Origin of the sequence: Pseudomonas sp. FIP_A4 (assembly GCF_036701605.1) — a bacterium.
Lineage (GTDB): Bacteria > Pseudomonadota > Gammaproteobacteria > Pseudomonadales > Pseudomonadaceae > Stutzerimonas > Stutzerimonas phenolilytica.
Genome location: NZ_JAYDXP010000122.1, coordinates 223,586 through 235,891, shown reverse-complemented (window position 1 = coordinate 235,891; position 12,306 = coordinate 223,586). Strand labels below are relative to the sequence as shown.

Sequence of the window (12,306 nt, the reverse complement as noted above, 5' to 3'; positions counted from 1 at the left end):
TGCCGGGAGGCTCATGCACACTCACAACAGCCTGCCCGGCGTGCTCAGTTCGCTCGGTGCATCGGCATTGTTCGCCACGCTCTACTACTACACCACGTTGCTGCAGCCGCTGGATGGCCAGCAGGTGTATGGCTGGCGCATCCTGCTGACCGCGCCGTGTCTGGCGTTGCTGCTGCTCGGTTTCGGGCGCCTGAGCGAGGTGCGTGCGATTCTGGCGCGGCTGCCCGCCGAGCCGCGGCTATGGCTGGGCTTGCCGCTGTCCTCGGCGCTGGTTGGCGTGCAGCTGTGGCTGTTCATGTGGGCGCCGATCAACGGTCATGGGCTGGATGTTTCGCTCGGCTATTTCCTGCTGCCGCTGGCCCTGGTGCTCACCGGGCGACTGCTGTTCGGCGAGGCGATCAGCCGGCTGCAACGGCTGGCCTGCCTGCTGGCGGCGGTTGGCGTCGGCAACGAACTGCTGCGGGCGTCGTCGTTGTCCTGGCCGGTGCTAGTGGTCGCGCTCGGCTATCCCGGCTACTTCGCCCTGCGCCGCTGGATCGGTACCGCCAACCTCGGCGGTCTGTGGCTGGACCTCGTCATCAGCCTGCCGGTCGCCGCCGCGTTCGCCCTGGCCGATGGCGAGACGCTGCGCCAGGTGGCTGCGAGCCCGCGCCTGCTGGTACTGATCTTCGGTCTAGGTGCGCTCAGCGCGGTGGCGCTGGCGCTGATGATCATCGCCGGCAAGCGCCTGAATCTTGCCCTGTTCGGCCTGCTCAGCTACGTCGAGCCGGTGTTGCTGGTGGTGGTGTCGCTGTTGCTCGGCGAAAGCATCGCGCCGCAGCAATGGCTGACTTACGGCGCGATCTGGCTGGCCATCGCGGTGTTGGTGCTGGAAGGGCTGCGGGCGCTGCGCAAGATGAGCAAGCGCGCCGCCTGATCCCGACGCTGCGCGCTCAGGCCATCGGTCCCTCGAACACCCAGCCCGCCTGCGGGTTGCGGTCGCTGGCCTGCTCGCGGGCCTGCAGCGCCTCGGGCAGGGCGCTGGCGTCGCCGCGCTGGCCGATGGCGACGAAGGCGTGAATCGCCACATTCGCCGGTAGCCGGAGATAGCGTCGCGCGCGTTCGGCATCGAACCCGCCCATCGCGTGGGTGGCCAGCCCCATGTCGTAGGCCTGCATGGCGAGGCTCATCCAGGCCGCGCCGGTATCGAAGGCATGGCTGGGGAAGGGCTGTTCCGCGCCGTCGGCAGCCGTACGGGTGCTTTGCGACAGCACCGCCACCAGTGCACCGGCATGCCGCGCCCAGGCCTGATTGGCCGGCACCAGCAGGGCGACGAATTCATCGAAGTGCGGCGTGCCGGCGAGCGCGTAGCAGAAACGCCACGGCTGGAAGTTGTAGGCCGAGGGCGCCCACCGGGCCGCCTCGAACAGCGAGCGCATCCGCGCTTCGCTCAGTGGCTGGCCGTCGAAGGCGCGCGGCGACCAGCGCGCGGTGAAGGACGAGGCGATGGGGTGCTGGGCCTGGCGTGCGTTGCTCATGGATGCTCCTGGCGAAGGGTGGAAAACCGATTTAACCGGCGAAACCCGTCCGTTGCCAGCACCGCGCGGTTCGCGATGGTCGGCTCGGCGCGCAATCCGCCCGGCGAGTGCTAGCGTTCATGGCTGACCTACTCGATTGCAGGAGCGCGGCATGGATCGATTCACCGGCGGCTGCCTGTGCGGCAGCGTGCGCATCGTGGCCTCCGGGCGGCCCTATCGGGTCGGCCTGTGCCATTGTCTCGATTGCCGCAAGCACCACGGCGCCCTGTTCTACGCCGCGGCGATCTTTCCGCAGGCGGCGGTGAGCATCACGGGCGAGACGCATGAGTACGCCGGGCGGCACTTCTGCCCGCGTTGCGGCTCGTCGGTGTTCGCCCACAGCGCGGACGAGATCGAAGTAAGCCTTGGCGCACTGGATGCGCCCGACCAGCTGACGCCCACCTACGAAAGCTGGACGCTGCGCCGCGAAGCCTGGCTGCCGACGTTCCCGCTCGCGCATCGCTACACACGTGATCGCGACGGGAACGGGCGAGAGGAATAGCGCGGTGGTCGTGTCGGTCAACCGGCCAGCGCGGCCTCGATGGCTGCGATGTCGATCTTCCGCATCGTCATCATCGCCTCGAATGCGCGCCGCGCCGCCGCGCCATCCGGATGGGCGATGGCGGCCGTCAGCGCGCGCGGTGTGATCTGCCACGACAGTCCCCAGCGGTCCTTGCACCAGCCGCACTCGCTTTCCTGACCGCCATTGCCGACGATGGCGTTCCACAGGCGATCCGTTTCGGCCTGGTCGTCGGTGGCCACCTGGAACGAGAACGCCTCGCTGTGCGGGAACGCCGGCCCGCCGTTCAGGCCCAGGCAGGGAATGCCCATCACCGTGAACTCGACTGTCAGCACATCGCCCTGTTTGCCCGCCGGATAGTCCGCCGGCGCGCGATAGACGGTGCCGACAGCGCTGTCGGGAAACGTCCTGGCATAGAAGGTCGCCGCCTCCAGCGCGGCGCCGTCGTACCACAGGCAGATCCGGTTCTTGCTGCTCATGCGGGTTCTCCGGGAAGGCGTTATCGATGCCTCGCCACAGCCTAGACCGACATCGAGCGCAGAGTGCGACGGCGAGCATGAACCCGATGAACGAGCCACCGGATTCGGTACCGGTCAGGTCGGCTCCACCTCGTGCAGGACGCCGTCCTTGCCCAGGCGCAGCCGCAGGAAGTCCCGCGCCAGAAACAGCTGGCCGTGATACGCCGTGGCCGCTTCCTGGCGGATCTCCTCGATGGAATGTCCGCGCTGCGAGCCGGGCTGGTAGCGCGCGCTGAAGTGCGTCAGCACCAGGTTCGGCACCTCGGCCTGCTGCGCGAAGGCCGCTACCTGAGCGGCGCTGCTGTGGCCGAAGGTATTGCCGCTGGTTTCGACCAGCGTCTGGCTATACGTCGCTTCGTGCACCAGCACCTGAGCGCCGCGGCAGGCCTCGGCAAGCAGCGGCGGACGGTCGTTGTCGCCGCCAATGACGACGCGCCGCGGCGCGCGGGTGAAGCTCAGGTAGTCCTCACTGCGCAGCGTTCGACCTTCATATTCGAGGTCGAAGCCGCGTGCCAGCTGCCCCCAGAGCGGGCCGCGCGGAACGCCGTCGCGCTCCAGCCGCTCGATGTTCAAGCGCGGGTCCGGGCGTGCCTCGGTGAAGCTGTAGCCGTAGCAGGGCACGCGATGGGACAGCGCGGTTGCCGCGACGCGCATGTTCAGGCTGCGCCACTCGCCGAGGCTTTCGACGGCATGGAAGGCCAGCTCATAGCCCAGCCAGGCGTGGCTCATGCGCAGCGTCGCCTGCAGCCAGTCGGCGATACCCGCCGGGGCGATGATCTCCAGCGGATGCCGGCGGCCCATCATGCCGGCGCTGGCGAGCAGGCCGGGCAGGCCGTAGCAATGGTCGCCATGGACATGGGTGATGAAGATCGCGCGCAGGTCGTGCAGCGACAGCGGCGTGCGCAGCAGGCGGTGCTGCGTGCCTTCGCCGCAGTCGATCAGGTACCAGGCCTTGCCGGCGTCCTCCTGCAGGGCCAGGCCGGTGACGTTGCGCGCCCGGGTGGGCGTGCCGGAGGAGGTGCCGAGAAAGACCAGATCCACAGCGCGTGCGCTCCTCGATTCACGGGGCGGCCGGAGGCCGGCGACGGACAGGGGCCATCGCGACGCGCAGTCTATGCGCCTGCGCCGGTGACGCAAGTCTCACCGGCATGTCGGCCTTAGGGGTGTTCGCAGTTGACCATCCAGGACACGCCGAAGCGATCGGTGAACATGCCGAAGCGTTCGGCCCAGAAGGTCTTTTCCATCGGCATGACGACCTGGCCGCCGGCAGACAGCCCAGCGAACAGGCGCTCGCCCTCGGCCACGCTGTCGGGATGCAGGCTGATCGAGCAGCCCTTGATGCCCTCGTACGTGCCGCTGCCGCAGTCCATGCCGGGCATGGTGTCGGACGCCATCAGCCGGTAGTCATCGAGCGTCAGACAGACGTGCATGATCCGTTCGCGATGCTCGGCGGGAAAGTGCTCGGCTTCGGGTGCCTGGGCGAAGGTCATCATCTCCAGCGTGCCGCCCAGCACCTGCTGGTAGAAGGTGAAGGCTTCGCGGGCCTGACCGTCGAAGGTGAGGTAGGTGGAAAGTTTCATGTCACGCTCCTTGGCGCAATCGTTCGGAGGAGCCGGTTCGCGCGGGCTCGTTCGTGGGACTGGAAAAAGCCTAGACGGACCTGCGGCGATTGCCGCCGGCTCCGATCACCGGTCGAACGCTGGCCCTGCGCAGCGGCAGCCTGGCGGGGTTTTCGGCTGGAGACGACGGATCACTTGAGGCAGTAGCGCGCCAGATCGTGCGGTTTGAGCATGCGCAGCTGCCCGGGGTTGAGCAGTTGTATGTCGAGCGCCAGCAGCGGGTCGACGCCCATGTCGCGCAGGTAGTTCTGCGGCGTGCGGCGCGGCAGCTGGCCGACCGCCAGCGCCGATTCGCCGCTGGGTAGATAGGGCCGCTGCAGCGCGACGTGGCCACGCACGGTGCGCTGCCGGCCCGCGGCCAGCAGGTAGATGCAACTGCCCTGGCAGATCGCATCGGGCGGCACCAGCGCGTCGAAGCCGGTTTCGCGCAGCAGGTAGCCCATGCGCATCGCCTCGGGCGTGCTGCCGCCGATGTTGTCGAGGATCAGCAGCTTGCGCGCGTACTTGCCGGGGTGTGCAGCGATACCACGCAGCAGCGCCTGATAGTCGCCGGGAGCGACCTGCTCGGTGACGCGCGCGACGAGGATCTTGCCCTGGGTCTGATGCTCCACGGGCATGACCTCCACCTGCGCCGAAACGCAGCCGGCATACAGGGCGAAGGCGTAGAGCAGGGCGGGACGGAGCATGTGACGGGCGTTCCTGGCGTGACGGAGGTGGCGAAGATACCGATCACGCGCGGTTTCGCCTACCGCAACACGCAGGTTGAAACCTGCCGCGGCGCTGGAGTATGGTTCGGACACTTCTGGAGATCAGCATGCCGTTCAGCCTCGACCGTTCCGCCCTCGCTCATACCGCCGCCGCTCGCGTCGCGGTGCTGCGTGCCCGGCTGGTCGTCGCTGCCGGTTATTACTTTGGGTACTGGTTTAGCCACGGGCGCGCCTGATACCCCACAGGCGCCCTAGCAAGCAGGGTCGCCACCAGACAGTTTTCGAACCCCCGGTCGGCCACCCGACCGGGGGTTTTGTTTTTCCGGCCGCCAACGGCCCAACGTCACGAGGAATGCAGCATGACCACTTACTACCGCACCGATCGTTATTACCGCTACGACTGGCGATTTAGCCGCTTCGACGCCTGCCTGACACCACTCGAACGAACACACGACTAGCGCCGTCGCGGCCTTGCCGCGCCGGCAGAAGGAATCGCCCGATCATGAATGCATCCGCCACTGCCCAGAACGCCGCCCTGCCACTCGCCCTTTGCAAATCCGCGGCCGATCCACTCCCTCCCCGTCGCAGCGCCCAGCCGTTGCCCAGTCCGGCCGTACTGCGCCAGCGCCTGCCGCTGAGCGATACGCTCGCCGCCCGTATCCACACCGATCGCAACGCCATCCGCGCGGTCCTCGATGGCCGTGACCCGCGCCTGCTGGTGGTGGTCGGCCCCTGCTCGCTGCACGATCCGGTCGCGGCACTGGAATACGCCGAACGCCTGGCCGAGCTGGCACGCGAGCTCGACGACCAGTTGCTGCTGGTGATGCGCACCTACGTGGAAAAGCCGCGCACCACGGTCGGCTGGAAAGGGCTGGTCTACGATCCGCATCTGGATGGTAGCGGCGACATGGCCGAAGGCCTGCGGCTGTCGCGCCGGCTGATGCTGGACATCCTGGCCTGCGGCCTGCCGATCGCCAGCGAACTGCTGCAACCGCTGGCCGCCAGCTACTTCGACGACCTGCTGGGCTGGGCCGCCATCGGTGCGCGCACCAGCGAGTCGCAGATCCACCGCGAGCTGGTCAGCGGTCTGGATCTGCCGGTGGGCTTCAAGAACGGCACCGATGGCAGCCTGGGCATCGCCTGTGACGCCATGCGTTCAGCGGAACATCCGCATCAGCACTTCGGCATCGACGATCTCGGTCATCCGGCGCTGCTGCAGACGCGCGGCAATCCGGACACCCATCTGGTGCTGCGCGGCGGTCACGGTGCGCCCAACTACGACGCGGACAGTGTCGGCGCAGCTCGCCGCGCACTGCAAAAGCAGGGCATCGTGCCGCGCATTCTGGTCGACTGCAGCCACGCCAACAGCGGCAAAGATCCGCTGCGTCAGCCGGCGGTGCTCGACAGCGTGCTGAGCCAGTGCCTGGCCGGCGATACCAGCCTGCGTGGGGTGATGCTGGAAAGCCATCTGTTCGACGGCTGCCAGCCGCTTGCCGGCGAGCTGCGCTACGGTGTCTCGATCACCGATGGCTGCCTCGGCTGGAGCGGTACCGAGCAGCTGTTGCGCGAGGCTGCCAGGCGGCTGCACAGCTGAGGGCTGGCGGGCGTCGCGTGCTTTCCACCCTACGCAGTGCCTATCGGTCGTAGGGTGGATGGCCGCAGCCATCCACCGCGCTGGCGCAGCGGATGCCACGTCGGCGGGCAAGCGCGCCACGCATTGTTCCCCCCGGAGCTGAATGCTCCAGCTTGCAGCCGCTCGCCATCCTCGGCACCCTTTGCCGTCGCTTGCGCAACCGAAAGGCCCATCCATGCATGACTACAAATGGCTGCACGAATACTGCCTCAACCGCTTCGGTTCGGCGGCGGCGCTGGAAGCGCGCCTGCCGCAACCGAGCAGTGCCGAGGCGTTACGTGCGCTAGCCGATGACCGCTACCTGTCGCTGATCGCGCTGCGCATCTTCCGCGCGGGGCTCAAGCACAGCCTGGTGGACGCCAAGTGGCCCGCTTTCGAGCAGGCGTTCTTCGGCTTCGATCCGCACAAGGTGGTGCTGATGGGCGGCGAGCACATCGAGCGGTTGATGCAGAACACCCAGCTGATTCGTCATCTGGGCAAGCTCAAGAGCGTGCCGCGCAATGCCCAGTTCGTCCTCGACGTGGCGAAGGAGAAGGGCAGTTTCGGCAACCTGCTTGCCGACTGGCCGGGCGGCAACATCGTCGGTCTGTGGCGCTACCTGGCGCGGCACGGCAGCCAGCTCGGCGGGGTTTCCGCGCCGCGTCTGTTGCGCATGGCCGGCAAGGACACCTTCGTGCCGAGTACCGATGTGGTGGCCGCGCTCAAGGCGCAGGGCGTCATCGACAAGGCACCCAGCAGCCAGCGCGACCAGGCCGCGATGCAGGCGGCCTTCAACCAGTGGCAGGCCGAAAGCGGCCGGCCGCTGTGCCATCTCTCGGCAATGCTGGCGTACACCGTCAATCACTGAGGCTGTTGCGACGGTTTGGCGCAGCCGGGCCGGCGGGCTGCGGTGCTAAAGTCGAAACATGACCATCGTCAAGAATTCCCGCCAGTTGATCGGCTGTCTGCTGCTGGTCAGCCTGCTGTTCAACGGCTTCGCCTGCAGCCTGCAGCATGCCTCGCACGTCGGCTTCGAGCTGGCGATGGGGCAGGGGATGTTCTGCCTCAGCGACGATGGTGACTTCGTGCCTGGCGACCTTGCAGGCGATCCCGTCGCTGCCCTGGCACTGCCGTTCGATTGCCCGCTGTGCAGCTCGCTGTTCGTCGCGCTCGTTGCGCTGTTCGGGCTGATCTGGCCCGGTCGGCGCACGCCGCGCTGTATTCCGCTGCGGCGCGCCGAGCGGCTCGGGCCACGGCATCACTGGCCCACGCTCAACCCCCGCGCGCCCTGAATCCTCCTGACTGACCACCGAACCGCCCGGCCGCAGCCTTCTGTGCGCTGCGGGGCGGGCCTCTGCCGGCGCGAGCTGGCGGCACCTCAGCTCAGGACCATTCAGCATGACCGTGATGGAACGCTTCACCCGCACCGAGAACCGCGCCACCCCCTGGCTGCCGTTCCCGGACTATCCCAGCAATGCACGCAACTTCGTGCACCTGGATGCCAAGCTGCTGCCGTACTGGCACGCGTTGTTCGACGTCTGCCCGCGGCTGCTCAAGCTCGACCCGCCGGACGGCCTGACGCTGTTTCGGGACTTCATGACCTGGGCCTATCGGCGCCAGCTCGCGCTCAACTGGACCTTCCATCTGAGCGCCTGCCGCTGGCTGCTGAACTCGCGCTACCACGCGCAGATCGGCGCTGAGGATATCGAGGCGATGATGCTGGCCGCGGCGGCGCGCTGGGCCGGTACCGATGACAGCGCCGCGCTGGGCATCGTGCTGGGCTGGCAGGGCAGTGCCGACAAGGTGTTCGACTGGAAGCCGCGCGTGCAACGCAGCGCCCACCTCCTGCCGGCCGAGCGGGAAGAACTGCCGCCGCCGCCTTGGGATTTCGCCTGGAGCCCGCTTTCGAGTACCGCCGGCAACGGTTTTCGCCGCTGGTTGCGGGTGCCGTGAGCGCGACAGTCTGCCGCGCGGGCCGTCCGTGCGATGCGGAAACCGAGGCTCGCAGGGAAATCGTCGCCCGCCGAGCCGGCCAGCAGCGCTGCGCGTTATGCGCCAAGGGCTACGCTGAACAAGCGAGACGGCAAGCGCCTAGGCGCCGCAACACCCGGGGGCTGAGGCAAGCCGTCGCAGTTGTGAGGGCTCCGGCGGAGCGGGACACTTCTTCCGACTCTCTCGCGTTGGGTTTGCGGCTGTGCCGCTGCCCGCCGTCATCGAGACAGTCGGTGCATAAGCAGGGAGGAACGCATGTTCAAGTCATCGCTCACGCGAGACATCGTGCTGGTGCTGCTGGTCAAGGTCGCGATCCTCATAAGCATAAAAAACATCTGGTTCGATGCTCCCAGCATTCCCGAGAACGGTTCGGCGCGGGTCGCCGAGCATTTGCTTGATACGCGGGATGCCAATCCCGAGGGAGGGCCGAGATGATCTCGGAAAGCGTTGTAGATCTGTCACGCCTGCAGTTCGCCATGACGGCGATGTATCACTTTCTCTTCGTGCCACTGACCCTGGGGCTGGCGTTCCTGCTGGCGATCATGGAGTCGGTCTACGTGATGACCGGCAAGCAGGTCTACCAGGACATGGTGAAGTTCTGGGGCAAGCTGTTCGGCATCAACTTCGCCCTGGGCGTCACCACCGGGCTGACCATGGAGTTTCAGTTCGGTACCAACTGGGCCTACTACAGCCATTACGTCGGCGACATCTTCGGTGCGCCGCTGGCCATCGAAGGGCTGATGGCGTTCTTCCTCGAATCCACCTTCATCGGCCTGTTCTTCTTCGGCTGGGACCGCCTCAGCAAGGTGCAGCACCTGGCCGTAACCTGGCTGGTGGCGCTGGGCTCGAACCTGTCGGCGCTGTGGATTCTCATCGCCAACGGCTGGATGCAGAATCCGGTGGGCTCCGAGTTCAACTTCGAGACCATGCGCATGGAGCTGGTGGATTTCGGGGCGCTGCTGTTCAACCCGGTGGCGCAGGTCAAGTTCGTCCACACCGTGTCGGCCGGCTACGTCACCGGGGCAATCTTCGTACTGGCGATCTCGTCCTTCTATCTGCTGAAGAAGCGTGACCTCGGCTTCGCCCGCCGTTCGTTCGCCATCGCCGCGGTGTTCGGCCTGGCCTCGACGATTTCGGTGATCATCCTCGGCGACGAGTCCGGCTACGAGATCGGCGATGTGCAGAAGACCAAGCTTGCCGCCATCGAGGCCGAGTGGGAAACCCATCCCGCGCCGGCCGGCTTCACCCTGTTCGGTCTGCCGGACCAGGAGGCGCAGCGCACCGACTACGCGGTGAAGATTCCCTACGTGCTGGGGCTGATCGCCACCCGCTCGGTGGACGAGCAGGTCAAGGGCATCAAGGATCTGATCGCCGAACATGAGCTGCGCATCCGCAACGGCATGCTCGCCTATGAGCGGTTGCAGGTGCTGCGCGCTGGCGACACCTCGGAGCAGGCCAAGGCCGCCTTCAACGAGGTCAAGGACGATCTGGGCTATGGCCTGCTGCTGAAGAAGTACACATCCGACGTGGTGGACGCCAGCGACGAGCAGATCAGGCAGGCGGCGCTGGATACCATTCCCGACGTGTTCAGCCTGTTCTGGACGTTCCGCGTGATGGTCGCCTCGGGCTTCCTGATGCTGCTGCTGTTCGCCCTGGCGAGCTGGGCCTCGATCAAGCGCAATGCCGAGCGCAAGCCGTGGCTGCTGAAATTCGCGCTGTTCAGCCTGCCGCTGCCGTGGATCGCCGCGCAGACCGGCTGGTACGTCGCCGAGCATGGCCGGCAGCCGTGGTCGATCGCCGAGGTGCTGCCGACACACCTGTCCACCTCGACGCTGGCCGCCGGTGACATCTGGGGTTCGCTGATCGCCCTGGTGGCCTTCTACAGCCTGCTGCTGGTGGTGGAGATGTTCCTGATGATTCGCTTCGCACGGCTCGGCCCGAGCAGCCTGCACACCGGTCGTTATCACTTCGAGCGGGGCGCGGCCGCAGCGGCTCACGTCCCGTCGCACGTCTGAGGAAACCACCATGTTCGATTACGAAGTACTCAAGCTGGTCTGGTGGGTGCTGATCGGCGTGCTGCTGATCGGCTTCGCGCTCACCGACGGCTTCGATATGGGCGCCATGGCGCTGATGCCCTTCGTCGGCAAGACCGACCACGAGCGGCGCGCGGCGATCAACACCATCGCCCCGCACTGGGATGGCAATCAGGTGTGGTTCATCACCGCTGGCGGCGCACTGTTCGCGGCCTGGCCGATGGTCTATGCGGTGGCGTTCTCCGGGCTGTACTGGGCGATGTTGCTGGTGCTGTTCGCGCTGTTCTGTCGGCCGGTGGGCTTCGACTACCGCAGCAAGGTCGAGGATCCACGCTGGCGCAGTGCCTGGGACTGGGCGCTGTTCGTCGGCGGCGCGGTGCCGGCGCTGGTGTTCGGTGTGGCATTCGGCAACCTGTTCCTCGGCCTGCCGTTCCAGCTCGACGAGCTGATGCGCTCCAGCTACCACGGTTCATTCTTCGCGCTGCTCAACCCCTTCGCGCTGCTGTGCGGCGTCGTCAGTCTGAGCATGCTCTGCGCCCATGGCGGGGCCTGGCTGATGCTGCGCACCGATGGCGCGCTGGGCGAGCGTGCGCGCCAGGCGACGCGCCGGTGTGCGCTGGTGTTCCTGCTCGGCTTCGTCGCCGCCGGACTGTGGCTGGCGCTGGGCATCCAGGGCTTCACTCAGGTGTCGGTCACCGATCCCGGCGCGGCGCTCAATCCGCTGTTGCACAAGCAGGTGGCGCAGGACAATGCCGGCTGGCTGGGCAACTACGGTCGCTATCCGATCACGCTGATCGCGCCGCTGGCGGGCATCCTCGGTGCGCTGCTGGCGCTGTTCGGTGCGAGCCGCAACAGTGGCGGGCTGAGCTTCCTCGGCACCAGCCTGATGATCGTCGGAGCCATCTGCACCGCGGGCTTCGCGCTGTTTCCCTTCGTCTTTCCGTCGAGCCTGGATCCGGCATCGAGCCTGACCATGTGGGACGCCGTGTCGAGCCGCAAGACGCTGGGCATCATGTTTGTCGTGGCCTGCATCTTCGTGCCGCTGATCCTTTGCTACACGCTGTGGAGCTATATCCGCATGTGGGGCCGGATCAATCAGAAGACGATCGAAGCGAACCCTCACGGCCTGTACTGAACATGCGCGAGCGGGCCGTCGCGCCCGCTTCGCCTGGGAGAATGACGATGTGGTACTTCACCTGGATTCTCGGTGTGCTGCTGGCGTGCAGCTTCGGCATCATCAATGCGCTCTGGCTGGAAGCCACGCAGGACCTGGACGCCGAACCGTGACCAACGTAGGCGCCGGACGGCTTTACGGGACGGCCAGTCGCACGCTGTCGCTGCTGCTGGCCGCGCCGCTGGCGCTGGTGCTGTTGATTCACCCGGCCGCGATGCTGGACGGGCAGGGCGGTTATAGCCATCCGCAGCTGATGCTGGTGATGTGGGGCGTCAGCGCCGGTTTCGTGCATGGGGTCGGTTTCGTGCCGCGCCTGTGGCTGTGGCGCTGGCTGCTGGGGCCGTTGGTCGGTTGGCCGTTGCTGGCGCTGGGGTATTCCATTCTGCTGGCGCCCGCTCTGGGCTGAACTCGGATGCGGGCGTGCCATGCAACCGCGGCGCTTGCAACGGCGGAAAACGGCGCGTTTTCCAACGGCGGGCGGCCGGTCTCTCGGCGAGGGGCGGTCAGACGTTTTGCCGCAGCGGATTCGTCACATTTCGGTCAATTGAATTTGCGCATCGAGGTGATTGAAGGCA

Annotated in this window: 17 protein-coding genes; 12 read left to right on the top strand and 5 right to left on the bottom strand. The window is 66.9% G+C overall.

What is annotated here, in order from left to right:
* Positions 1–13 precede the first annotated feature (13 nt).
* Complete coding sequence (rarD, locus tag U8L64_RS11180; RefSeq protein ID WP_333397320.1) at positions 14–916, top strand: EamA family transporter RarD; 903 nt, start codon at positions 14–16, stop codon at positions 914–916.
* A 16-nt stretch (positions 917–932) separates the two neighbouring features.
* Here rarD and U8L64_RS11175 read toward each other — a convergent pair whose 3' ends face one another.
* Positions 933–1,517 (bottom strand): nitroreductase family protein, encoded by a 585-nt coding sequence (locus U8L64_RS11175; RefSeq protein WP_333397317.1) that lies wholly within the window; start codon positions 1,515–1,517, stop codon positions 933–935.
* A gap of 151 nt (positions 1,518–1,668) precedes the next feature.
* Here U8L64_RS11175 and U8L64_RS11170 point away from each other — a divergent pair, with 151 nt between their 5' ends.
* The gene (locus U8L64_RS11170) at positions 1,669–2,058 is read left to right on the top strand and encodes a GFA family protein (RefSeq protein ID WP_003286950.1); all 390 of its coding nucleotides are present in this window, start codon (positions 1,669–1,671) and stop codon (positions 2,056–2,058) included.
* A gap of 17 nt (positions 2,059–2,075) precedes the next feature.
* Here the strand turns inward: U8L64_RS11170 and U8L64_RS11165 are convergent, their stop codons facing one another.
* From U8L64_RS11165 to U8L64_RS11150, 4 genes are all read right to left on the bottom strand, one after another.
* Positions 2,076–2,555, bottom strand: coding sequence for a VOC family protein (locus tag U8L64_RS11165; protein ID WP_003286949.1), 480 nt, complete (start codon positions 2,553–2,555; stop codon positions 2,076–2,078).
* A gap of 114 nt (positions 2,556–2,669) precedes the next feature.
* Complete coding sequence (locus U8L64_RS11160) at positions 2,670–3,635, bottom strand: ribonuclease Z (protein WP_333397311.1); 966 nt, start codon at positions 3,633–3,635, stop codon at positions 2,670–2,672.
* 116 nt (positions 3,636–3,751) lie between these two features.
* Positions 3,752–4,174: a VOC family protein gene (locus tag U8L64_RS11155; RefSeq protein WP_003286946.1), complete on the bottom strand. Its 423-nt coding sequence runs from the start codon at positions 4,172–4,174 to the stop codon at positions 3,752–3,754.
* A 170-nt stretch (positions 4,175–4,344) separates the two neighbouring features.
* The gene (locus U8L64_RS11150; RefSeq protein WP_333397306.1) at positions 4,345–4,899 is read right to left on the bottom strand and encodes a hypothetical protein; all 555 of its coding nucleotides are present in this window, start codon (positions 4,897–4,899) and stop codon (positions 4,345–4,347) included.
* 128 nt (positions 4,900–5,027) lie between these two features.
* Between U8L64_RS11150 and U8L64_RS11145 the strand changes: the two genes are divergently transcribed.
* The 10 genes from U8L64_RS11145 (at position 5,028) to U8L64_RS11100 (ending at position 12,137) form a co-directional block, all read left to right on the top strand.
* On the top strand, positions 5,028–5,156 hold the full coding sequence (locus U8L64_RS11145) for a hypothetical protein (RefSeq protein WP_256203191.1): 129 nt from the start codon (positions 5,028–5,030) through the stop codon (positions 5,154–5,156).
* 266 nt (positions 5,157–5,422) lie between these two features.
* Positions 5,423–6,514 (top strand): 3-deoxy-7-phosphoheptulonate synthase, encoded by a 1,092-nt coding sequence (locus tag U8L64_RS11140; RefSeq protein ID WP_234301994.1) that lies wholly within the window; start codon positions 5,423–5,425, stop codon positions 6,512–6,514.
* A 214-nt stretch (positions 6,515–6,728) separates the two neighbouring features.
* Positions 6,729–7,400, top strand: coding sequence for a DNA-3-methyladenine glycosylase I (locus U8L64_RS11135; protein WP_333397297.1), 672 nt, complete (start codon positions 6,729–6,731; stop codon positions 7,398–7,400).
* 58 nt (positions 7,401–7,458) lie between these two features.
* Positions 7,459–7,824 (top strand): DUF2946 domain-containing protein, encoded by a 366-nt coding sequence (locus tag U8L64_RS11130; RefSeq protein ID WP_333397295.1) that lies wholly within the window; start codon positions 7,459–7,461, stop codon positions 7,822–7,824.
* Positions 7,825–7,930: 106 nt separating this feature from the next.
* Entirely contained in the window at positions 7,931–8,485 is a 555-nt protein-coding gene (locus tag U8L64_RS11125) for a putative natural product biosynthesis protein (RefSeq protein WP_054093746.1), read from the top strand.
* Positions 8,486–8,779: 294 nt separating this feature from the next.
* Positions 8,780–8,959 carry a cytochrome oxidase putative small subunit CydP gene (gene cydP / locus U8L64_RS11120; RefSeq protein ID WP_138299437.1) on the top strand — a complete coding sequence of 60 codons (180 nt, stop codon included), beginning with the start codon at positions 8,780–8,782 and terminating at the stop codon, positions 8,957–8,959.
* On the top strand, positions 8,956–10,539 hold the full coding sequence (locus U8L64_RS11115) for a cytochrome ubiquinol oxidase subunit I (protein ID WP_043296008.1): 1,584 nt from the start codon (positions 8,956–8,958) through the stop codon (positions 10,537–10,539). Before cydP ends, U8L64_RS11115 begins: the two co-directional genes overlap by 4 nt.
* Positions 10,540–10,549: 10 nt before the next feature.
* On the top strand, positions 10,550–11,692 hold the full coding sequence (cydB, locus tag U8L64_RS11110) for a cytochrome d ubiquinol oxidase subunit II (protein ID WP_333397287.1): 1,143 nt from the start codon (positions 10,550–10,552) through the stop codon (positions 11,690–11,692).
* Between the two features lie 47 nt (positions 11,693–11,739).
* A complete protein-coding gene (cydX, locus tag U8L64_RS11105; protein ID WP_003292563.1) occupies positions 11,740–11,844 on the top strand; it encodes a cytochrome bd-I oxidase subunit CydX in 105 nt (34 codons plus the stop codon).
* Entirely contained in the window at positions 11,841–12,137 is a 297-nt protein-coding gene (locus U8L64_RS11100) for a cyd operon YbgE family protein (RefSeq protein ID WP_008568189.1), read from the top strand. The genes cydX and U8L64_RS11100 overlap by 4 nt, the downstream gene beginning before the upstream one ends.
* Positions 12,138–12,306: the final 169 nt, after the last annotated feature.

Coding starts and splice junctions, on each gene's coding strand:
- rarD (WP_333397320.1), top strand. CDS start 14: ATGCACACTCACAACAGCCTGCCCGGCGTGCTCAGTTCGCTCGGTGCA.
- U8L64_RS11175 (WP_333397317.1), bottom strand. CDS start 1,517: ATGAGCAACGCACGCCAGGCCCAGCACCCCATCGCCTCGTCCTTCACC.
- U8L64_RS11170 (WP_003286950.1), top strand. CDS start 1,669: ATGGATCGATTCACCGGCGGCTGCCTGTGCGGCAGCGTGCGCATCGTG.
- U8L64_RS11165 (WP_003286949.1), bottom strand. CDS start 2,555: ATGAGCAGCAAGAACCGGATCTGCCTGTGGTACGACGGCGCCGCGCTG.
- U8L64_RS11155 (WP_003286946.1), bottom strand. CDS start 4,174: ATGAAACTTTCCACCTACCTCACCTTCGACGGTCAGGCCCGCGAAGCC.
- U8L64_RS11150 (WP_333397306.1), bottom strand. CDS start 4,899: ATGCTCCGTCCCGCCCTGCTCTACGCCTTCGCCCTGTATGCCGGCTGC.
- U8L64_RS11145 (WP_256203191.1), top strand. CDS start 5,028: ATGCCGTTCAGCCTCGACCGTTCCGCCCTCGCTCATACCGCCGCCGCT.
- U8L64_RS11140 (WP_234301994.1), top strand. CDS start 5,423: ATGAATGCATCCGCCACTGCCCAGAACGCCGCCCTGCCACTCGCCCTT.
- U8L64_RS11135 (WP_333397297.1), top strand. CDS start 6,729: ATGCATGACTACAAATGGCTGCACGAATACTGCCTCAACCGCTTCGGT.
- U8L64_RS11130 (WP_333397295.1), top strand. CDS start 7,459: ATGACCATCGTCAAGAATTCCCGCCAGTTGATCGGCTGTCTGCTGCTG.
- U8L64_RS11125 (WP_054093746.1), top strand. CDS start 7,931: ATGACCGTGATGGAACGCTTCACCCGCACCGAGAACCGCGCCACCCCC.
- cydP (WP_138299437.1), top strand. CDS start 8,780: ATGTTCAAGTCATCGCTCACGCGAGACATCGTGCTGGTGCTGCTGGTC.
- U8L64_RS11115 (WP_043296008.1), top strand. CDS start 8,956: ATGATCTCGGAAAGCGTTGTAGATCTGTCACGCCTGCAGTTCGCCATG.
- cydB (WP_333397287.1), top strand. CDS start 10,550: ATGTTCGATTACGAAGTACTCAAGCTGGTCTGGTGGGTGCTGATCGGC.
- cydX (WP_003292563.1), top strand. CDS start 11,740: ATGTGGTACTTCACCTGGATTCTCGGTGTGCTGCTGGCGTGCAGCTTC.